The sequence below is a fragment of the Mycobacteroides sp. CBMA 271 genome (assembly GCF_009729205.1).
Classification (GTDB): domain Bacteria; phylum Actinomycetota; class Actinomycetes; order Mycobacteriales; family Mycobacteriaceae; genus Mycobacterium.
Genome location: NZ_VTHB01000004.1, coordinates 324,370 through 344,254 on the forward strand (window position 1 = coordinate 324,370; position 19,885 = coordinate 344,254).

Here is a 19,885-nt window from a genome sequence, read left to right on the forward strand (position 1 = left end):
CAGTGTGGATACTCAGAACACACACTCAACCGGTTGCGGTGCGCCAGAGGGAGGGACCGATGCCACTCTCCGAGCACGAGCAGCGCATGCTTGACCAGATCGAGAGCGCGCTGTACGCGGAGGATCCCAAGTTTGCGTCGAGCGTGCGTGGAGGACGCCTGGGAGCGACCTCCGGCCGTCGTCGTTTGCAGGGTGCGGCGCTGTTCTGCATTGGGTTGGCCATGCTGGTTATCGGTGTCGCGGTGCCCGCCACCCAGATTGGAAACTTTCCCGTCCTGAGCGTGATCGGATTTGTGGTCATGTTCGGGGCCGCGGTCTTCGCAATCATTGGAAGCCGGCGCTCCGAATCGGGCACAGCGAGCCAGGCCGGGCAAGGAGTATCGGGTGGGGCCAGTGGTCGCATCCGTCGGCCGCGCGCGTCTGGATCGTTCGCCCAGCGCATGGAAGAGCGCTTCCGCCGCCGCTTCGATAACTGACAAACTTCGTCTAACGCACTCTCGGACCACAGACCCGCGCAATCAGCGCGGGTCTGTTGCTGTCTAAGGCGGCTCGAACTGCCGCGGCGCGCCGTGGGGTGATCCCTCGCAAGCCTCTTCGGGTAGGCAGGCCAAATCGTTATCTAGTCGTTTAGAACGTCAGCATCACCGCCCCCCACTCGTCCCCACCGGGTTGACCTGGGATAACGGCGAGTCGAGGTGGTCTCCCGCGTCAATGGTGGGTGCGTGGTGGGGAGACACGCGGCAAATCAGATTCAAAGTGGGGGATTGTGGGGTAAAGTGGCGCCTATCGGAGGGAAGGGTAGCTCCGATAGGGCAAGGCGGGAGGTCGCGGGATGTTTCTCGGTACCTACACGCCCCGGCTCGACGACAAGGGGCGGCTGACGTTGCCCGCCAAGTTTCGGGACGCACTAGCGGGAGGGTTGATGGTCACCAAGAGCCAGGATCACAGCCTCGCCGTGTACCCCCGGGCAGAGTTCGAGCAGCTCGCACGCAAGGCCGCTGCAGCCTCTCGGAGCAACCCCGAGGCCCGCGCGTTCTTGCGCAACCTGGCTGCGGCCACCGATGAGCAGCATCCGGACGCACAGGGACGCATCACCCTGGCCGCCGACCACCGGCGGTACGCGGACCTGTCCAAGGACTGCGTCGTCATTGGATCCGTTGACTACCTAGAGATTTGGGATGCTGTCAAGTGGCAGCAGTACCTGGAGGAACACGAAGAGAACTTCTCGACCGCCAGTGATGAATCCCTCAATGGCATTTTCTGAGGCAACAGCTCCACAGGCCCGCGCGGCGCGGCCTCTGTCCGATACGGCCCTGGCGTACTTCCCCGACGCCAGGTTCGCACCATCGGGCAGGGACCGGGCTTCGCGGGCGCTATGCCGCTCCCATTCTCCCTACCAGCGCTCCCGCGGGGGCGTTTCCCGCTCGCAGAGGGGTGTCGCAGTGTCTGATTCCTCAAGCCTGACAGGTGGTTTCGGCCACGTCCCGGTCATGCTCGACCGCTGCTTCGACCTGCTCGCTCCCGCACTCACCGCTCGGTCCGCGGACGGGGCGGGTGCCGTCTTCGTCGATGCGACCTTGGGTGCCGGAGGGCACTCCGAACACTTTCTGTCCGTACTGCCGGGCCTGACGGTCATCGGTCTTGATCGGGACACCAACGCCCTCGACATTGCCCGGGCGCGGCTGGCGCGCTTCGGCGCGCGCTTCACCGGCGTGCACACCCGCTATGACGGCCTCGCGGATGCGCTCGACGGGTTGGGTTACCAGACAACATCTTCGGTTGACGGGGTGCTCTTCGATCTGGGCGTGTCGTCCATGCAGCTCGATCAGGCCGAACGCGGATTCGCCTATTCGGTGGATGCCCCGCTGGACATGCGGATGAACGCACAGGACGAACTGACCGCGGCCGATATCCTGAACACCTATTCCGCGGGCGAGTTATCCCGGGTGCTCAGCAGGTTCGGCGAGGAGCGCTTCGCGCGCCGTATCGCCGGCGAGATCGTCCGCCGCCGCACCGTCGAACCCTTCACGCGCAGTGGGCAACTGGTCGAACTGCTGTACGCAATGATCCCCGCGGCGACCCGCCGAACCGGCGGACACCCGGCGAAGCGGACTTTTCAGGCACTTCGGATCGCGGTCAACTCCGAACTGGATTCCCTTGCCGCCGCAATCCCAACCGCGATGGCCGCGCTGCGCCCGGGGGGCCGGCTGGCCGTCATGGCCTACCAGTCGCTTGAGGACAAGATCGTCAAGGCGGAGTTCACCGCTGCCACCGCCTCCCGGTCACCCATCGATCTGCCCGTTGAACTTCCTGATGATGCACCGGAATTCACCGCGCTCACCCGAGGTGCGGAGCAGGCGAACGAATCGGAGATAGAAGCCAATCCGCGCAGTGCACCAGTGCGGTTACGGGCTGTCGAGAGAGTTGCGGATAGGAGGAACGCATGATCGGGGTACGCAAGAAGGCAAGCGAGGCGCCCAAGAGGGCCAACACAGCCAAGCCCGCCCAGCGTCGTGGTGCTACGCCCAAGGCGAATGCCGCCGGGCCTTCTGCCCGCCCGCGCCGTTCCGCCCCGCAGACCATGCCGATCCCGGTGCAGCGCAAGGCGCCCGAGAAGATTCGTCCGGCAACCAGCACCCGGCAGGCGAAAGCGCGTGCTAAGGCTCGCAAGGCCAAGGCGCCCAAGGTCATTCGGATACCGCTACGCGAGCGAATCCTCACCCGTCTCTCTCAGGTAGACCTGCGGCCACATACATGGATTGCTAAGGTCCCGTTTGTCGTGCTGGTCATCGGCGCACTTGGCGTCGGCCTGGCCATCACGCTGTGGTTGTCGACCGATGCCGCGGAGCGTTCATATCAGCTGGGTAGCCAACGTCGCACCAACGAGCAGCTGCTGCAGCACAAGGAAGCCCTTGAGCGCGATGTGCTGCGCGCGGAATCGGCACCCGCACTGGCCGATTCCGCCCGTGATCTCGGCATGATTCCGTCGCGCGATATTGCGCACCTGGTGCGCGACCCGCAGGGCAACTGGCTGCTGGTGGGTGCGCCGAAGCCGGCCGAGGGCGTCGCACCCGCCCCGCTGAACTCGGTGATCCCCGATGACGCCGATGCCGTTCCGAAAGCAGGCAATTCGGTCGAGGTGCCGGTACAACTGCCGCCCGTACCCGCTCCCGTGGCCGTTGCACCGCATATGCCCACGCCTGCCGACGTGCCCGCCGGGCAGGAACCCGCGCCCCTGATAGCTCACGGGCCCGTTGCACCGCCGGCACCGGAGGTCGCCGCAGCTCCCGCGCCGGTGGTTCCGGCGCCGGACCCCGCTAACCTGATACCGCCCCCTGTGGCCGACGCGCCGCAAGCATCAAATATCGCGAATTCGCCAGTCACCGGGGAACAATTCAATCCCGTGGCAACAACGAGTCCCCACCCGACGGCGTGAACCGGCAGGATCGGTCCAGGCCGGTCGGTGCCCGTCGCACCCGGCGGCCCGGCGCCGCCGTCTCACGGACCGCGGGGTTTGCTTTCCGGCACCGTACGGGCAACATCATCATCTTCCTGACGTTGGCGATCGCTGCCGTCCAGCTGTTCACGCTGCAGGGTCCCCGTGCCGCCGGTCTACGCGCCGAGGCATCGGGTCAGCTGAAGGTCACCGAGACCGAGAAGGCGTTGCGCGGCACCATCGTCGACCGGGCGGGCAACAAGCTGGCGTTCACCATCGAGGCTCGTGCTCTCACGTTCCAGCCGAAGAAGATTCGCGAACAGCTCAACAAGGCGTGGGAGAAGAGCCAGGAGACCCTCAAGGACCCCGGGAAGAGCGACGCCGATAAGGCCGCGGCGGCGAAAATAAGGGCCGTCGAGCCGGAGCGTCGGCTGCAGGACATCGCCGCTGGCGTCTCGGCGAAGCTCGGCAACAAGCCCGATGCCAAGAGCCTGCTGAAGAAGCTCCGCGGTGATGACACCTTCGCGTACCTGGCGCGCTCGGTCGATCCCGCCGTCGCCACCGAGATCACCAAGGAGTTCCCAGAAGTCGGGGTTGAGCGGCAGGACATCCGCCAGTATCCCGGCGGCTCGCTGGCCGCGAACATCGTCGGCAGCATCGACTGGGAGGGTTACGGCCTTCTCGGCCTTGAGGATTCCCTGGACAGCGCGCTCGCGGGCAAGGACGGGGCCCTGACCTATGACCGTGGCGCCACCGATGGCGCGGTGATCCCCGGCAGCTACCGCGATCGCCACGATGCCGTCAACGGATCTACCGTGGAATTGACGCTGGACAACGACATTCAGTTCTACGTGCAGCAGCAGGTCCAGCAGGCTAAGGACCTGTCGGGCGCCCGGAACGTCTCCGCAGTGGTGCTCGATACCAAGACCGGTGAGGTCCTGGCGATGGCCAATGACAACACCTTCGACCCGTCACAGAACCTGGGCAAGCAGGGGAGCCGTGAGATGGGCAATCTCTCGGTGTCCTCGCCGTTCGAGCCGGGGTCGGTCAACAAGATCATCACCGCCGCCGCGGTCATCGAAAACGATCTGTCCAATCCCGATGAGGTGCTGCAGGTTCCGGGCTCCATCAATATGGGTGGGGTCACGGTCCGCGATGCGTGGGTACACGGCACCGTGCCGTACACCACGACCGGCGTCTTCGGAAAGTCTTCGAACGTGGGCACGCTGATGCTGGCCCAACGGGTCGGCCCGGAGCGCTTCATGGATCTGGTGGACAAGTTCGGGCTGGGGCAGCGCACCGGTGTCGGGCTGCCCGGCGAGAGCGAGGGGCTGGTTCCGCCGATCGAGCAGTGGTCGGGCAGCACCTTCTCGAATCTGCCGATCGGTCAAGGCTTGTCGATGACGCTGCTGCAGATGGCCGGCATGTACCAGGCGATCGCCAACGATGGAGTGCGGATACCACCGCGTATCGTCAGGAGTATCACGGCCCCGGATGGCACCCGTAAGGAAGAGCCGCGCGCCGTGCCGGTGCAGGTGGTCAACGCCGGAACCGCACGCACGGTCCGCAACATGCTGCGTGCGGTGCTGCAACCGGACGCGCGTCAGATCCAGAACGGAACCGGTGCCGCCGGTGCGGTCGAGGGCTACCAATTGAGCGGCAAGACCGGCACCGCCCAGCAGATCAACCCGGCCTGCGGATGTTACTTCGATGACGTGTACTGGATCACCTTCGCGGGCATAGCCACCACGGATGACCCTCGTTACGTCATCGGCATCGAGATGAACGCACCGCACCGGGCAGCCGACGGTCGTCCTGGGAGCACCGCCGCGCCGTTGTTCCACAACATTGCGTCTTGGTTGATGCGCCGCGAAAACGTGCCACTGTCACCCGATCCCGGACCACCTTTGATCTTGCAGGCCACCTGAGCCGTTCGTTATCTGATCAGGGGACCATGGGACGCCCGGTAGTGTCGTTTGACGCCCGAGGACAGGGGGCGGCACAACGGCAGGAGGTGATCACAGGTGGCGGCATCCGGAACCCACCGGTTCCTCCCACGGACGCGCCAGCACCCGGTCACCGAGCTCGCCGCCATGGTGTCGGCCGAACTGAGCGGTGGAAACGCCGACGCGACGGTCTCCGGCGTCACCCTCAGGGCCCAGGACGCCCGCCCGGGTGACCTGTTCGCGGCCCTGCCCGGCAGCTCGGCACACGGTGCGCAATTCGCCTCCGAGGCGTTTGCCGCGGGAGCGAGTGCCGTGCTCACCGACGATGCCGGAGCCCGGATACTCGGCGACCAGGGCCGCGACATGGCGGATGTCGCGATATTGGTTCACGAGAACCCGCGCGCGGTACTCGGCGAGCTCGCCGCGACTGTCTACGGAGACCCTTCCCGCCAGGTTCGGCTGGTAGGTGTCACCGGAACCTCCGGTAAGACCACCACTACCTATTTGGTGGAGGCCGGTCTGCGCGCCGCCGGGCGGCGGGTTGGCCTGATCGGGACCGTCGGAGTGCGGATCGACGGCGAGGATGTTCCCAGCGCCCTGACTACCCCCGAGGCCCCCGCGCTGCAGGAACTGCTGGCGGAAATGGTGCAGCGCGGCGTCGACACCGTGGTCATGGAGGTGTCCAGCCACGCGCTGGCCCTCAGCCGCGTGGACGGCATCAGCTTCACGGTGGGTGCGTTCACCAACCTGTCGCGAGATCACCTCGACTTCCACCCGGATATGGAGGACTACTTCGCCACCAAGGCCCGTCTGTTCCAACGCGATTCGCCGACGCGAGCGCAGCGCGCCGTGATCTGCGTGGATGACGAGGCAGGCCGGGCCATGGCCGATGTCGCGTTGGCGGGGGGCGCCCAGGTGCTCACGGTGAGCTCGCGGGCCGGCGCCGACGCGGACTGGACCTGTTCCGGCGTGGCGGTGGGCCATGACGGCAGCCAGCGGTTTGTCGTCAATGGCCCGGCGCGCAGCGTCGAGCTCGGCACTGCACTTCCCGGACATTACAATGTTGCCAATTGTCTTGTGGCCGTGGCTATCTTGGACTTACTGGGGGTTCCCGCCGACCTTGCCGCACCGGGTATCGCCACCGCCGCGGTGCCGGGTCGCATGGAATCGGTGGTCGCCGGCCAGCCGTTCCTGGCCGTCGTCGACTACGCGCACAAGCCCGGCGCGTTGCGTGCGGTCCTGGAGAGCCTGCGCACTCACCGTGCGGGCCGACTTGCGGTGGTCTTCGGTGCCGGTGGCAACCGAGACCGCGGTAAGCGCGCCGATATGGGGGAGGTCGCCGCGCAGCTTGCCGACCTGGTGGTGGTCACCGACGATAATCCGCGGAATGAAGATCCGGCCGCGATACGTGCCGAAATCATCTCCGGGACGGCCGGTTCAGATATCGAAGTGATCGAGATCGGTGACCGGCGCGCCGCCATCGAACACGCCGCCCGTTGGGCGCGGCCGGGGGACACCGTCTTGATTGCGGGCAAGGGGCATGAGAGCGGCCAGAAGTCAGGCGATGTCACGGTGCCCTTCGACGACAGGGTCGAACTGCGGGCAGCCCTAGAGAACTTGGACAAACCCGGGAGTTCAGATGATTGAGATGAGTGTCGCCGAGATCGCCGAGATCGTCGGCGGACGTCTCGACGGGATCAGCCCCGAGGAGGCCCGCGCCACGCGCGTCACCGGCACCGTCGAATTTGATTCCCGCCAGATCGGCCCCGGTGGGCTGTTCCTGGCGCTGCCCGGCGCCCGTGTGGACGGGCATGACCACGCCGCGGGTGCCGTGGCAGGCGGTGCTGTTGCTGTACTGGCCGCGCGGCCGGTCGGGGTACCCGCCATCGTGGTGTCGCCGACCGGCGTGGCGCGCACCGAAGTGTCAGCCCTGGAACACGATTCGGACGGTTCGGGTGCAGCGGTGCTCGCCGCGACGGCCGCGCTGGCCGCCGAGGTGGCCAAGCGGCTGACGGCGCGGGGGCTGCGGATCGTCGGAGTCACCGGTTCATCGGGGAAGACATCGACAAAGGACCTCATCGCCGCGGTGCTCACCCCGCTTGGCGAGGTGGTGGCTCCGCCCGGATCCTTCAACAACGAGCTCGGTCATCCCTGGACGGTGCTGCGGGCGACCGAGTCGACCAAATTTCTGGTGCTGGAGCTCTCGGCCCGGCGTCCCGGGAACATCGCTGACCTGGCCGCCATCGCACCGCCGGCGATCGGGGTGGTGCTCAACGTCGGCACCGCCCATCTCGGGGAGTTCGGCTCCCGGCAGGCTATCGCCGATACCAAGGGTGAACTGCCGCAATCGCTTTCGGACGGTGGCGTGGCCGTTCTGAATGCCGACGATTCCGCGGTGGCCGCGATGGCCGCCACGACGTCGGCCAGAGTGGTGCGCACTAGCGTGCACAGGCCGGCCGAGATCTGGGCGACGGAGGTGAGTGTCGACGACCTGGCTCGCGCCCACTTCACCCTGAACGCCGGGGAAAGCTCGGTGCCGGTCCGGTTGGCGGTGCACGGAGAACATCAGGTGGGCAATGCGCTGGCGGCGGCGGCGGTCGCGCTGGAATGCGGCGCCACCCTCGCGCAGGTCGCCGCCGCGCTCGCGCAGGCGGGTCCGGTGTCGCGGCGCCGCATGGAGGTCAGCACGCGTGCGGACGGGGTCACGGTGATCAACGACTCTTATAACGCCAACCCGGATTCGATGATGGCGGGGCTTAAGGCCCTGGTCTCGATGGCCCGCCACGGCAATCCGGCGCGTCGCAGCTGGGCGGTGCTCGGCGAGATGGCTGAGCTGGGGCCGGATGCCATATCCGAGCACGACCGCATCGGACGGGCCGCAGTGCGATTAGATGTCAGTCGGTTAGTCGTCGTCGGAACCGGGAGGTCGCAGCGGGCCATGCATGCAGGTGCAGTGATGGAGGGGTCGTGGGGGTCCGAGGCGGTGCTGGTGGACGATCCTGCGGCAGCCGCCACGCTGCTGGCCAGCGAGCTGGCCGCTGGCGATGTGGTGCTGGTCAAGGCCTCGCAGTCGGCCGGTCTCTGGGTCGTGGCCGATGAGCTGCTTGCGCGAAGAGAAGACGGCTCCGATGAGCTGCTGAAGGCGGGTGACGCATGAGGCAGATCATCATTGCCGCCGGGATCGCGATCCTGGTTTCGATCATGCTCACCCCGGTGCTCATCCGGGTGTTCTCCCGGCAGGGGTTCGGCCAGGAAATCCGCGACGACGGTCCACAGCACCATCAGAAGAAGCGCGGCACCCCGTCGATGGGCGGCGTCGCGATCCTGGCCGGGATGTGGGCCGGCTACTTCGGATCGCACCTGGTCGGTATCGCGTTCGACGCCGACGGGCCCTCGGCATCGGGACTGCTGGTGCTGCTGTTGGCGACCATGCTCGGCGGCGTTGGTTTCATCGACGACTTCATCAAGATCCGTAAGGCGCGCAATCTTGGCCTGAACAAGACATCCAAGACCGTCGGCCAGATCCTGTCGGCGCTCGTCTTCGGCATTCTGGTGCTGCAGTTCCGCAACAGCGACGGTCTGACACCGGGCAGCCAGTCGCTGTCCTATGTCCGCGAAATCACCACCGTCGTGATGCCCGCCGCGATATTCGTGCTGTTTTGCGTGATCCTGGTGATGTCCTGGTCCAATGCGGTCAATTTCACCGACGGCCTCGACGGACTGGCCGGCGGCTGTATGGCGATGGTGACGGGCGCCTACGTCATCGTCACCTTCTGGCAGTACCGCAACGCCTGCTCCACCCATCCCGGCATCGCCTGCTACAACGTCCGCGACCCGCTGGACCTGGCGGTGATCGCGGCGGCGACCGCGGGCGCGTGCATCGGATTTCTGTGGTGGAATGCCGCACCCGCCAAGATCTTCATGGGGGACACCGGATCGCTGGCACTCGGTGGCATCATCGCGGGCCTGTCGGTGACCACCCGTACCGAGCTGCTCGCCGTGGTGCTGGGCGCGCTGTTCGTCGCCGAGATCGTGTCGGTGGTCCTGCAGATCGCCGCGTTCCGAACAACCGGCCGCCGGGTGTTCCGAATGGCGCCGTTCCATCACCATTTCGAACTGACGGGCTGGGCGGAAACGACGGTCATCATCCGGTTCTGGCTGTTGACAGCCATCGCCTGTGGACTGGGCCTGGGGTTGTTCTATGGCGAGTGGCTGGCGACGATCGGTGACTAACTTGCCCGAGCTGGCAAGCGGCACAAAGGTTCTGGTCTGCGGGGCGCGTGTCACCGGTGACGCAGTCGTTGCCGCGCTGGATTCCCTCGCCGATGTTGCATTACGCATCACCGTCTGCGATGACAACGAGGAAGCCCTGCAGCGCCACCGCGAGGCCGGGCGCGCGGCGCTCACCACCGCCGAGGCGGCGCGGTCCATGGCCGATCACGACCTGGTGATCGTCAGCCCCGGTTTCGGCCCGTCCTCTCCGATCGTGCTCGCGGCCCAGCAGGCCGGGCTGCCCATCTGGGGCGATGTCGAATTAGCTTGGCGCCTCGACGCTTCCGGCCGGTATGGACCGCCCAAGCGATGGCTGGTGGTGACCGGAACCAATGGCAAGACGACCACCACCGCGATGGTCCACGACATGCTGACGGCAGCGGGCCGCACCAGCGCGTTGTGCGGAAACATCGGCGATCCGGTGCTGAATGTGTTGGATCGCGATGTCGAATTTCTGGCCGTCGAGCTATCCAGCTTCCAGCTGCACTGGGCGCCCTCGGTGCGGCCGGCGGCCGGGGTGGTGCTCAACGTCGCCGAGGATCACCTCGATTGGCACGGCGGCATGGCGGCGTACACGCGGGACAAGGCGCGGGTGCTCGACGGTGAGATCGCCATCGTCGGTCTCGATGACGCGGTGGCCGCGGGTCTGCTCTCCGGTGCCGCGGCGCCGGCCAAGGCGGGATTTCGCATCGGTGAGCCCGCGCCCGGCGAGCTCGGGGTGCGCGACGGTTGGCTGGTGGACCGCGCGTTCGGGGTCGATGAGCCGTTGATCGAGGTGTCGAAGCTTCCCGTCGGGGGACCGATTGGCGTGCTGAACGCCCTTGCTGCCGCGGCGCTGGCACGTGCGGTGGGTATGCCCGCAGCGGCCGTTGCCCTGGCGTTGGGAGCCTTCCAGGTTGGGCGGCACCGGGCCGAGCTGGTGGCTCGGGTTGCCGAGGTGGACTACGTCGACGATTCGAAGGCCACCAATCCACACGCTGCTGCCGCATCCATCGCGGCATATCCGCGGGTCGTCTGGATCGCAGGGGGGCTGCTCAAGGGCGCCGCGATCGATGATCTGGTGCGCAATTGTGCCGCCCGGCTGGGCGCGGTGGTGCTGATCGGCCGGGATCGCGGCGTGATTGCTGAGGCTTTGGCGCGACACGCGCCGGATGTACCCGTCGTGGCGGTTGTTACGCGCGAGGATGCTGGGGTGCAAGAGGCAAATGTGGTTTATGTGACTGATGAGGCGAATGGGGGTGGCTGTGCTGTGGGCGATGTGGGTACCCGAGTCATGGCCGCGGCCGTCCGGCACGCCAGCACAGTGGCACAGCCTGGCGACACCGTTCTGCTGGCTCCGGCCGGTGCATCCTTCGACCAATTCAGCGGGTACTCCGAACGTGGCGACCGATTCGCCGCGGCGGTGCACGCACTTACCGGTTAGGTAACCCGCCCTGTGTCGACCCTGACCGCCCCATTCACCAAGATTTTCCGTTCCGAGCGCGCGAAGGCTGCCAAACAGCCGGCCAAGGCGGCCTCGGGGTCTAAGGCCGACGGGCTGGTCGCCCGCACTCGTCTGGGTGCCTGGCTGAACCGGCCGATGACGTCGTTTCACCTGATCATCGCGACGGCCGCGTTGCTGACCACGCTGGGTCTCATCATGGTGCTGTCCGCGTCGGGCGTCGAGTCCTACGACCTGGACGGATCGGCGTGGGCCGTCTTCGGCAAGCAGGTGCTCTGGGTCTGCGTGGGCCTCGTCGGGTTCTATATCGCGCTACGCACCCCGATCAGGGTGATGCGCAAGTACTCGTTCCCGGCATTCGTCTTCACCATCGTCCTAATCACCCTGGTGCTGATCCCCGGAATCGGCACGTACTCCAACGGATCTCGCGGTTGGTTCGTCTACGGCGGCATGTCGATGCAGCCCTCGGAGCTCACCAAGATCGCCTTCGCGATCTGGGGCGCGCACCTGCTGGCCACGCGCCGCATGGAGAAGGCCTCGATGCGCGAAATGCTCGTTCCGTTGGTGCCCGCCGCGATGATTGCGCTGGTGCTGATCGTCATCCAGCCCGACCTCGGGCAGACGGTCTCGATGAGCATCATCTTGCTGGCGTTGCTCTGGTACGCCGGTCTGCCCTTGAAGGTCTTCCTGAGCTCGGTGGTCGCTGCCGTGCTGGCGGCGGCCATCCTCGCCGTGTCGGCTGGGTATCGATCGGACCGGGTGAAGGCGTGGCTGGATCCGTCGGCCGATCCGCAGGCGACCGGGTACCAGTCCCGTCAGGCCCGATTCGCGCTGGCACAGGGTGGTTTCTTCGGCCAGGGCCTGGGGCAGGGTTCGGCTAAATGGCACTACCTGCCCAATGCTCACAACGACTTCATCTTCGCGATCATCGGCGAGGAGCTCGGTTTCGTCGGCTGCCTGGGCGTGCTCGCGCTGTTCGGGGTTTTCGCCTACACCGCCATGCGCATCGCCAAGCGCAGTGCCGACCCATTCCTGCGAATGCTCACCGCCACCGCCGGCATGTGGGTCATCGGCCAGTCCTTCATCAACATCGGATACGTGATCGGTCTGCTTCCCGTCACCGGTATCCAGCTTCCTCTCATCTCATCGGGCGGAACGGCCACGGCAACAGCTCTTTTCATGATCGGCCTGATAGCCAACGCTGCGCGCCACGAGCCGGAAGCGGTCGCGGCCTTGCGGGCGGGCTCCGGTGACCGCATGAACAAGCTGCTGCGGCTCCCGGCGCCTGAGCCGTATGCACCGCCGCGGATCGACACCGCGCGCGATCGGCTCCGGGCCAAGTCGGCCGGGCAGGGTGCTGGGACGGCCAAACGGCAGCCCGAACCCAAGCAGGGGGCCAAGCGCAAGCCACGTGCACGCACCGACAACGAAGCAGGGCATCATAGGCAGGTGCAGCGTGGTGCCGGAGCGGTTGCCAACAGGGCCACGCGTGCGAGCGGTCGGTCCGGGGAGCAGTCCCGGGCCGGCGGCACACGGACCCGAAGCTACCGATAGTCGCCGATCATGTGACCGCTGCCAAACCGAAAGGATGCTCGACCAGTGAGTGATAGAGCATCGGATCGGCCGTTCTCTGTGGTGCTAGCCGGAGGCGGTACCGCTGGGCACGTGGAGCCGGCGATGGCGGTCGCCGATGCGTTACGTGAGATCGATCCCTCGGTGCGGATTACCGCACTGGGTACCGAGCGAGGCTTGGAGACGCGGCTGGTGCCCGACCGCGGGTACGACCTGGAATTGATCGTCCCGGTGCCGCTGCCGCGGCGCCTTACCGGTGATCTGGTGCGGCTGCCGGTGCGGGTGCGCAGGGCGGTCCGGCAGACGCGGGCAGTGTTCGACAATGTCGAGGTCGATGTGGTGATCGGTTTCGGCGGCTACGTAGCGCTGCCGGCATACCTGGCGGCTCGCCGTGGACCGCTGCGCCGCGCACGCGTTCCGGTGGTCATCCACGAGGCGAACGCCCGTGCCGGCCTTGCCAACCGGGTCGGTGCCCGCGGAGCGCAACGCGTGCTCTCGGCGGTCTCGGGCTCCGGTCTGCGTGGCGCCGAGGTGGTCGGTGTCCCGGTTCGCGGGTCGATCACTTCGCTGGATCGGGCCGCGATGCGTCAGCAGGCCCGCGCCCACTATGGATTCGACGATGACGCGCTGGTGCTGTTGGTATTCGGAGGTTCCCAGGGGGCGGTGTCCCTGAACAACGCCGTCTCCGCTGCCGCCAACGACCTTGCCGCCGCAGGTGTTTCGGTGCTGCACGCGCATGGACCAAAGAACACCGTCGAGCTGTCCGAGCCCGCTCCGGGTGCCCCCCGCTATGTCGCGCTGCCGTACCTGGACCGGATGGACCTGGCGTACGCCGCGGCCGATATCGCGGTGTGTCGATCCGGCGCCATGACCGTGGCGGAGGTCTCGGCGGTCGGGCTGCCCGCGATCTATGTGCCGCTACCCATCGGCAACGGCGAGCAGCGTCTCAATGCGCTGCCGGTGGTCGATGCTGGTGGCGGCGTCATCGTCGCGGATCGTGATCTCACTCCGGAAACATTGGCGCGCATGGTGATCGAGATCGTGGCCGATTCCGGCAAGCTCGCCGAGATGACCTCGGCCGCCGCGTTGTCGGGGCATCCCGATGCCGCACGACAAGTGGCACAGGTGGCGTTGGACGTGGCCCGCGATCAGCGCTTTCAGGAACGAGGCACGACACGATGACCGTTGGTCCGCTACCTGAGCACCTGCGCCGCGTGCACATGGTCGGGATAGGTGGTGCCGGAATGTCCGGTATCGCCAGGATTCTGCTGGACAGGGGAGCGCAGGTATCCGGTTCGGATGCCAAGGAGTCCCGCGGGGTGCTCGCACTGCGCGCGCGCGGAGCCCTTGTCAACGTCGGTCACCACGGTGATGCCCTGGACCTGCTGCCCGGCGGTCCCACCGTGGTCGTCACCACCCATGCCGCCATCCCCAAGACCAATCCCGAACTGGTGGAAGCGAATCGGCGGGGTATACCGGTCCTGCTGCGGCCGGTAGTGCTGGCGGATCTGATGGCCGGGTACCGCACCCTGATGGTGACCGGGACGCACGGCAAGACCAGCACCACATCCATGCTCATCGTCGCGTTGCAGCATTGCGGATACGACCCGTCTTTTGCGGTCGGCGGCGAGCTCAACGAGGCCGGCACCAACGCCCACCACGGCAGCGGCGACGTGTTCGTGGCAGAGGCGGACGAAAGCGACGGCTCCCTGCCGCAGTATCGACCCAACCTGATCATCGTCACCAACATCGAGGCCGACCATCTCGATCATTTCGGCAGCGTCGAGGCGTACACCGCGGTGTTCGACGAGTTCGCGGAAAACCTTGGGCCCGAAGGGGTTCTGGTTGTGTGTCTGGACGATCCGGGGTCGGCGGCGTTGGCGCGCCGGGCCCATCAGCGTGGTATTCGGGTGCGTGGTTATGGCAGCGGCGAACAGGCCGACGCCGCGGATGTTCCGGTCGCGGGGCGTCTGTGCGATTGGCAGTTCAAGGACACCGGGGCCATTGCCCAGATTCAGCTGGCAGGCGAGGTAATTCCACGCACCATGCGTTTGTCGGTGCCGGGCCGGCACATGGCGCTCAACGCCCTGGCCGCCGTGGTGGCGGCCGCCGAGATCGGGGCCTCCGTCGACGATGTCCTCGACGGGTTGGCCGGATTCGAGGGCGTGCGTCGCCGATTCGAATTGGTCGGCCAGGTCGAGAGTGTCCGAGTTTTTGATGACTACGCGCACCATCCCACCGAGGTGCGCACGGTGCTGCAGGCGGTCTCGGGGATTGTCGCGCAGCAGGGGCACGGCCGCTCCGTTGTCGTCTTCCAGCCGCACTTGTATTCGCGTACAGCCGCTTTCGCGGCAGACTTCGCCGACGCGCTGAGTGCTGCCGACGTGGTGTTCGTGCTCGACGTGTACGGGGCGCGGGAACAGCCGCTGCCGGGCGTCAGTGGGGCGTTGATCGCCGAGCAGGTCTCCGGCGTGTCGGTGCACTACCTGCCGGACCTGTCCACGGTGGCCGAACAGGTCGCCGCCGCCGCCGCCCCTGGTGATCTCGTGGTCACCATGGGCGCGGGCGATGTCACGTTGCAGGGCAAGGAGATCGTGCGTGCGCTGCGCGCACGTGCCGTTGACTGGCCACCGCCGGGGAATGGTCGATGAGCGAGCCGGATGAGACTTCCGAGGAGGAGTCGACCACGGTCGCGGAGACCGAGGATTCCGGGGCCGAGACGGCCGATCAGGATCAGGCTGACGCCGAAGGCCCGCGGATGCGAGCGCGGAGGGAGCGGGCGGAACGGCGCGATGCACAGCAGCGGGCCATCGCCCTGGAAGAGGCCCGGCGCGAGGCAAAGGCTGCGGCCAAGGGTAAGTACGTCGACCAGGCCAAGGGTGCGGGGCGTGGCAAGGTCCACGGTCTGCAGACCCTGCTGCTTGCGCTCCTTCTCGCGCTGATCGCGGTGGGTCTTGGGCTGATCCTCTACTTCACACCGCTGATGTCGGTGCGCCAGACCGTGGTGACCGGGACCGGGGTCGTCACCCAGCAGGATGTCCTTGGCGCACTCAATATTCCGCAGGGAACGCGGCTGCTGCAGATCGACACGGCGGCTGCCGCGGATCGGGTGGCCAGCATCCGCCGGGTGGCCAGTGCCAGAGTGCAATGCGAGTATCCGTCCACGCTGCGGGTCACGATCGTCGAGCGGGTTCCGGTCGCGGCGTGGCAGGGCAGTGACGGCATACACCTCATCGACCGCGATGGCGTGGACTTCGGCACCGAACCGCCGCCGCCGGGTATTCCGGCATTGGATGTGGTGGCTCCGGGTCCGCAGGACCCGACGACCAAGGCGGCCTTGCAGGTGCTCACCTCGCTGGCGCCGGACTTGGCGCGGCAGGTCGCGAAGGTGGCGGCGCCGTCGGTGTCGTCGATCACGCTGACCCTCGATGATGGTCGCATCATCGTGTGGGGGACCACCGAGCGCACCGCGGAGAAAGCGGAGAAGCTCGGCGCGCTGCTGACGCAGCCCGGCCGTACCTATGACGTGTCCAGCCCTGACCTGCCCACCGTCAAATAGGGGACAAGGTCGCAGAAGAGATCGGCGGCGCCATGGCTGTGCGGTTCGAGCGTGCGGATTTCGGTGGTTTTCGGCGTTTTCTCACCGTAAACCGCACACTCGACGAGGATGCGGCAGGCTATCCGTCTACTCGTGGCATCTAGAAATAGCCACGGGAAATTCCCGGCATGCTTCGGCGCGCCTACGGGCGCGGTCCGACCGCGCCCCCTACCGTTCTGTTTCAGCGGGACAACCTGACATAACTCTAAGCCTGAGGTAAAGGTTGAGAGTTTGCGAGGGGCCCGGAACCCTACAGACCACGGCAGCAACCAGGGAGGAAGGCGACTATGACGCCTCCACACAACTACCTCGCGGTGATCAAGGTCGTCGGCATCGGTGGCGGCGGCGTCAACGCCGTCAACCGCATGATCGAACACGGCCTCAAGGGGGTCGAGTTCATCGCGATCAACACCGACGCGCAAGCGCTGTTGATGAGCGACGCCGACGTCAAGCTCGATGTCGGCCGCGACTCCACCCGTGGCCTGGGCGCCGGTGCGGACCCCGATGTGGGCCGCAAAGCAGCCGAGGACGCCAAGGACGAGATCGAGGAGCTCCTCAAGGGCGCCGACATGGTCTTCGTCACCGCCGGCGAGGGTGGTGGCACCGGCACTGGTGGTGCACCCGTGGTGGCCAGCATCGCGCGTAAGCTGGGCGCGCTCACCATCGGCGTGGTCACCCGGCCCTTCTCCTTCGAGGGCAAGCGCCGAAGTGGCCAGGCCGAGAACGGTATTGGCTCGCTGCGTGAGAGCTGCGACACGCTCATCGTCATCCCCAACGACCGGCTGTTGCAGATGGGCGATGCCGCGGTTTCGCTCATGGACGCGTTCCGCAGTGCCGACGAGGTGTTGCTCAATGGCGTGCAGGGCATCACCGACCTCATCACCACACCAGGACTGATCAACGTCGACTTCGCCGATGTCAAGAGCGTCATGCAGGGCGCGGGTAGCGCCCTGATGGGTATCGGGTCGGCGCGTGGCGACGGCCGGGCGCTTAAAGCCGCTGAGACCGCGATCAATTCGCCGCTGCTGGAGGCCTCCATGGAGGGCGCTCAGGGTGTGCTGATGTCCATCGCCGGCGGCAGCGACCTGGGCCTGTTCGAGATCAACGAGGCGGCCACACTGGTGCAGGAGTCGGCTCACCCCGAAGCCAACATCATCTTCGGCACCGTGATCGACGACTCCCTCGGCGACGAGGTGCGGGTCACGGTCATCGCCGCCGGATTCGATGCCGGTGGTCCCAGCCGCACGCCGATCAGTGGAACAGCGGCCCCGGGCGCCGTGGCCCCCGGTAAGGCCGGTGCGGTTAATGGGTCTCGCTCGAACGGCAACAGCATCTTCGACACCATCGACGCCCAGAGCCTGCCTAGGGACACCAATGGCTCGACGGTGACCCTAGGCGGCGGGGAAGAGGACGATGTCGACGTGCCGCCGTTCATGCGGCGATGAGCCGAACTACCCTTTGAGGTATGGGTTTTCGAGTTCGGCGCGTTACCACCACCCGTCGCGGTGGGGTGTCACGCGCGCCATTTGACGGCTTCAACCTCGGCGATCACGTCGGTGACGATCCCGCTGCGGTGGCAGCCAACCGATCACGTCTGGCGGGTGCCCTCGGACTCGCGGACGATCACCTGATCTGGATGCAGCAGGTACATGGCGACCACGTGCACCGTGTCGAGGGGCCCGGGACGTCGGTCATCCCCGAGACTGACGCGTTGGTGACCACCGAACCCGGTATCGCACTGGCGGTTCTGACCGCCGACTGCGTCCCGGTGCTGTTCGCCGATGCGAACGCGGGCGTCGTCGCCGGGGCCCATGCTGGACGCGTGGGCGCCAAACTCGGCATCGTGCCGCGGACCGTCGAGGCCATGGTGGCCGCCGGCGCCAAGGTGGAGCGCATTTCGGCCTTTCTCGGGCCGGCGGTGAGCGGTCGTCACTACGAGGTGCCCGCCGATATGGCCGCCGATGTCGAGGCCGGGCTGCCGGGTAGTCGCACCACGACCGCTGCCGGTACGCCGGGCCTGGATCTGCGGGCCGGAATTGCCCGGCAGCTTTCCGGATTGGGCGTCACGGCCATCGATATCGACCCGCGGTGCACGGTCGAGGATTCCGATCTGTTCAGTTATCGCCGGGAGCCACGAACCGGTCGGCTGGCATCGGTGATCTGGCTCAGTTGATGACACGCGCTCAAGAACTGTCCGCCGCACTGGTCGCCGTGCGCGACAGGGTCGATCGAGCCGCGGTCGCCGTCGGACGCGATCCGGATGAGATCGAACTGCTGCCCGTCACCAAATTCTTTCCGGCCGCCGATGTCGAGGAGCTGTATCTCTTGGGCTGCCGCGCCTTCGGGGAATCGAGAGACCAGGAGGCCGCCGCCAAGGTGGTGGAGGTCGGTCACTCGGATATCCGATGGCACATGGTGGGCAACGTGCAGCGCAACAAGGCGAAATCGGTTGCCCATTGGGCGTACTCGGTGCACTCGGTGGATAGCCCGCGCTTGGTATCCGCTTTGGATACGGCCTGCGGGGCAGGGGAGCAGCGAGAGCCGCTGCAGGTGTACATACAGATCAGCCTCGATGGTGACACCGCCCGAGGCGGGTTGGATCTCGCCGACCCGAACGGGGTGGACGAGATGTGCGCGCACATCGTTGCCAGCGAGCATCTGCGGCTTGCCGGGCTGATGGCTCTGCCTCCCCGTGAGGCCGATCCCGACCAGGCCTTTCGCGGGCTCCAGCAAGAACATGAACGCGTCCAGCAGTCCTACCCGCAGGCGAACCGCTTGTCGGCGGGAATGTCCAACGACCTGGAGACGGCCATTAAATATGGGTCCACTTGTGTGCGTGTCGGAACGGCGTTGATGGGACAGCGACCGCTAACGTCACGGTAGATCGTCACTCCAGTCACATTTGCAACACAGCTGTAGAGACCGAGCGAACAACTGAACTCCATTTAGCCCCGGCACGGAAGGTCACGCGATGAGCACGCTGCACAAGGTCAAGGCCTACTTCGGCATGGCTCCGATGGACGACTACGACGACGAGTACTACGACGATGCCGACGCTCACGCGCCTCGCCGCGCGCCCGTCGAGGATCGCCGGTACCCGCGTCGAGGCGAGCGGTTCGCCGACGATGCCGAGTACGGCTACGACGAGCCGGGCTATCGTCCGGCCAGCCCGGCCGGTTACGCCGACGAGGACCGATTTGCGCCTCGCCGCGAATTTGACCGTCCGGCACCGCGTTTGGGCTCACTGCGGGGCAATGGCGCTCCCACCCGCGGTGCACTAGCGATGGACCCGCGGCGTGCCGCGATCTTCGAGGAGGGTAGCCCGCTGTCGAAGATCACCACGCTGCGTCCCAAGGACTACAGCGAGGCCCGCACGATCGGTGAGCGTTTCCGCGACGGCACACCGGTCATCATGGACCTGGTGTCGATGGACACCGCCGATGCCAAGCGGGTCGTTGACTTTGCGGCCGGGCTGGCGTTCGCGCTGCGCGGGTCGTTCGACAAGGTGGCGACGAAGGTCTTCCTGCTGTCTCCGGCCGATATCGACGTGAGCGCCGAAGAGCGCCGCCGGATCGCCGAGAGCGGTTTCTACTCCTACCAGTAGCAAATAGCTTGGCCGA

At 66.6% G+C, this 19,885-nt stretch carries 17 protein-coding genes; all 17 read left to right on the top strand.

What is annotated here, in order from left to right; translation table 11 throughout:
* Nucleotides 1-59 precede the first annotated feature (59 nt).
* The 17 genes from FZI91_RS12930 (at nt 60) to FZI91_RS13010 (ending at nt 19,869) form a co-directional block, all read left to right on the top strand.
* The gene (locus tag FZI91_RS12930) at nt 60-476 is read left to right on the top strand and encodes a DUF3040 domain-containing protein (protein ID WP_155939372.1); all 417 of its coding nucleotides are present in this window, start codon (nt 60-62) and stop codon (nt 474-476) included.
* Between the two features lie 356 nt (nt 477-832).
* Nucleotides 833-1,264, top strand: coding sequence for a division/cell wall cluster transcriptional repressor MraZ (gene mraZ / locus FZI91_RS12935; RefSeq protein ID WP_155939373.1), 432 nt, complete (start codon nt 833-835; stop codon nt 1,262-1,264).
* The gene (gene rsmH, locus FZI91_RS12940) at nt 1,239-2,447 is read left to right on the top strand and encodes a 16S rRNA (cytosine(1402)-N(4))-methyltransferase RsmH (protein ID WP_155939374.1); all 1,209 of its coding nucleotides are present in this window, start codon (nt 1,239-1,241) and stop codon (nt 2,445-2,447) included. The genes mraZ and rsmH overlap by 26 nt, the downstream gene beginning before the upstream one ends.
* Nucleotides 2,444-3,436: a hypothetical protein gene (locus FZI91_RS12945; protein ID WP_155939375.1), complete on the top strand. Its 993-nt coding sequence runs from the start codon at nt 2,444-2,446 to the stop codon at nt 3,434-3,436. The genes rsmH and FZI91_RS12945 overlap by 4 nt, the downstream gene beginning before the upstream one ends.
* Nucleotides 3,433-5,364: a penicillin-binding protein 2 gene (locus tag FZI91_RS12950; RefSeq protein ID WP_162526374.1), complete on the top strand. Its 1,932-nt coding sequence runs from the start codon at nt 3,433-3,435 to the stop codon at nt 5,362-5,364. The genes FZI91_RS12945 and FZI91_RS12950 overlap by 4 nt, the downstream gene beginning before the upstream one ends.
* A 96-nt stretch (nt 5,365-5,460) precedes the next feature.
* Nucleotides 5,461-7,029, top strand: a complete 1,569-nt coding sequence (locus FZI91_RS12955) for a UDP-N-acetylmuramoyl-L-alanyl-D-glutamate--2,6-diaminopimelate ligase (RefSeq protein ID WP_162526375.1) — start codon at nt 5,461-5,463, stop codon at nt 7,027-7,029.
* A complete protein-coding gene (gene murF, locus FZI91_RS12960) occupies nt 7,022-8,539 on the top strand; it encodes a UDP-N-acetylmuramoyl-tripeptide--D-alanyl-D-alanine ligase (RefSeq protein ID WP_155939376.1) in 1,518 nt (505 codons plus the stop codon). The genes FZI91_RS12955 and murF overlap by 8 nt, the downstream gene beginning before the upstream one ends.
* The gene (gene mraY / locus FZI91_RS12965; protein WP_155939377.1) at nt 8,536-9,615 is read left to right on the top strand and encodes a phospho-N-acetylmuramoyl-pentapeptide-transferase; all 1,080 of its coding nucleotides are present in this window, start codon (nt 8,536-8,538) and stop codon (nt 9,613-9,615) included. The genes murF and mraY overlap by 4 nt, the downstream gene beginning before the upstream one ends.
* A complete protein-coding gene (gene murD / locus FZI91_RS12970) occupies nt 9,584-11,077 on the top strand; it encodes a UDP-N-acetylmuramoyl-L-alanine--D-glutamate ligase (protein WP_155939378.1) in 1,494 nt (497 codons plus the stop codon). Before mraY ends, murD begins: the two co-directional genes overlap by 32 nt.
* Before the next feature lie 12 nt (nt 11,078-11,089).
* Nucleotides 11,090-12,649 (top strand): putative lipid II flippase FtsW, encoded by a 1,560-nt coding sequence (ftsW, locus tag FZI91_RS12975; RefSeq protein WP_162526376.1) that lies wholly within the window; start codon nt 11,090-11,092, stop codon nt 12,647-12,649.
* A gap of 45 nt (nt 12,650-12,694) precedes the next feature.
* Nucleotides 12,695-13,849: an undecaprenyldiphospho-muramoylpentapeptide beta-N-acetylglucosaminyltransferase gene (gene murG / locus FZI91_RS12980; protein ID WP_375234375.1), complete on the top strand. Its 1,155-nt coding sequence runs from the start codon at nt 12,695-12,697 to the stop codon at nt 13,847-13,849.
* Nucleotides 13,846-15,318, top strand: coding sequence for a UDP-N-acetylmuramate--L-alanine ligase (murC, locus tag FZI91_RS12985; RefSeq protein ID WP_155939380.1), 1,473 nt, complete (start codon nt 13,846-13,848; stop codon nt 15,316-15,318). The genes murG and murC overlap by 4 nt, the downstream gene beginning before the upstream one ends.
* The gene (locus tag FZI91_RS12990; RefSeq protein ID WP_155939381.1) at nt 15,315-16,226 is read left to right on the top strand and encodes a cell division protein FtsQ/DivIB; all 912 of its coding nucleotides are present in this window, start codon (nt 15,315-15,317) and stop codon (nt 16,224-16,226) included. Before murC ends, FZI91_RS12990 begins: the two co-directional genes overlap by 4 nt.
* Nucleotides 16,227-16,552: 326 nt before the next feature.
* Nucleotides 16,553-17,710: a cell division protein FtsZ gene (gene ftsZ, locus FZI91_RS12995; RefSeq protein WP_155939382.1), complete on the top strand. Its 1,158-nt coding sequence runs from the start codon at nt 16,553-16,555 to the stop codon at nt 17,708-17,710.
* 20 nt (nt 17,711-17,730) lie between these two features.
* Entirely contained in the window at nt 17,731-18,438 is a 708-nt protein-coding gene (gene pgeF / locus FZI91_RS13000) for a peptidoglycan editing factor PgeF (protein ID WP_155939383.1), read from the top strand.
* The gene (locus FZI91_RS13005) at nt 18,438-19,148 is read left to right on the top strand and encodes a YggS family pyridoxal phosphate-dependent enzyme (RefSeq protein WP_155939384.1); all 711 of its coding nucleotides are present in this window, start codon (nt 18,438-18,440) and stop codon (nt 19,146-19,148) included. The genes pgeF and FZI91_RS13005 overlap by 1 nt, the downstream gene beginning before the upstream one ends.
* A gap of 88 nt (nt 19,149-19,236) precedes the next feature.
* The gene (locus FZI91_RS13010; RefSeq protein WP_155939385.1) at nt 19,237-19,869 is read left to right on the top strand and encodes a cell division protein SepF; all 633 of its coding nucleotides are present in this window, start codon (nt 19,237-19,239) and stop codon (nt 19,867-19,869) included.
* The last annotated feature ends 16 nt before the right edge of the window (nt 19,870-19,885 follow it).

Excerpts from the sequence above, each read along its gene's own strand:
- FZI91_RS12930 (WP_155939372.1), top strand. The coding sequence starts at position 60 with ATGCCACTCTCCGAGCACGAGCAGCGCATGCTTGACCAGATCGAGAGC.
- mraZ (WP_155939373.1), top strand. The coding sequence starts at position 833 with ATGTTTCTCGGTACCTACACGCCCCGGCTCGACGACAAGGGGCGGCTG.
- rsmH (WP_155939374.1), top strand. The coding sequence starts at position 1,239 with ATGAATCCCTCAATGGCATTTTCTGAGGCAACAGCTCCACAGGCCCGC.
- FZI91_RS12945 (WP_155939375.1), top strand. The coding sequence starts at position 2,444 with ATGATCGGGGTACGCAAGAAGGCAAGCGAGGCGCCCAAGAGGGCCAAC.
- murF (WP_155939376.1), top strand. The coding sequence starts at position 7,022 with ATGATTGAGATGAGTGTCGCCGAGATCGCCGAGATCGTCGGCGGACGT.
- mraY (WP_155939377.1), top strand. The coding sequence starts at position 8,536 with ATGAGGCAGATCATCATTGCCGCCGGGATCGCGATCCTGGTTTCGATC.
- murD (WP_155939378.1), top strand. The coding sequence starts at position 9,584 with ATGGCGAGTGGCTGGCGACGATCGGTGACTAACTTGCCCGAGCTGGCA.
- murC (WP_155939380.1), top strand. The coding sequence starts at position 13,846 with ATGACCGTTGGTCCGCTACCTGAGCACCTGCGCCGCGTGCACATGGTC.
- FZI91_RS12990 (WP_155939381.1), top strand. The coding sequence starts at position 15,315 with ATGAGCGAGCCGGATGAGACTTCCGAGGAGGAGTCGACCACGGTCGCG.
- ftsZ (WP_155939382.1), top strand. The coding sequence starts at position 16,553 with ATGACGCCTCCACACAACTACCTCGCGGTGATCAAGGTCGTCGGCATC.
- pgeF (WP_155939383.1), top strand. The coding sequence starts at position 17,731 with ATGGGTTTTCGAGTTCGGCGCGTTACCACCACCCGTCGCGGTGGGGTG.
- FZI91_RS13005 (WP_155939384.1), top strand. The coding sequence starts at position 18,438 with ATGACACGCGCTCAAGAACTGTCCGCCGCACTGGTCGCCGTGCGCGAC.
- FZI91_RS13010 (WP_155939385.1), top strand. The coding sequence starts at position 19,237 with ATGAGCACGCTGCACAAGGTCAAGGCCTACTTCGGCATGGCTCCGATG.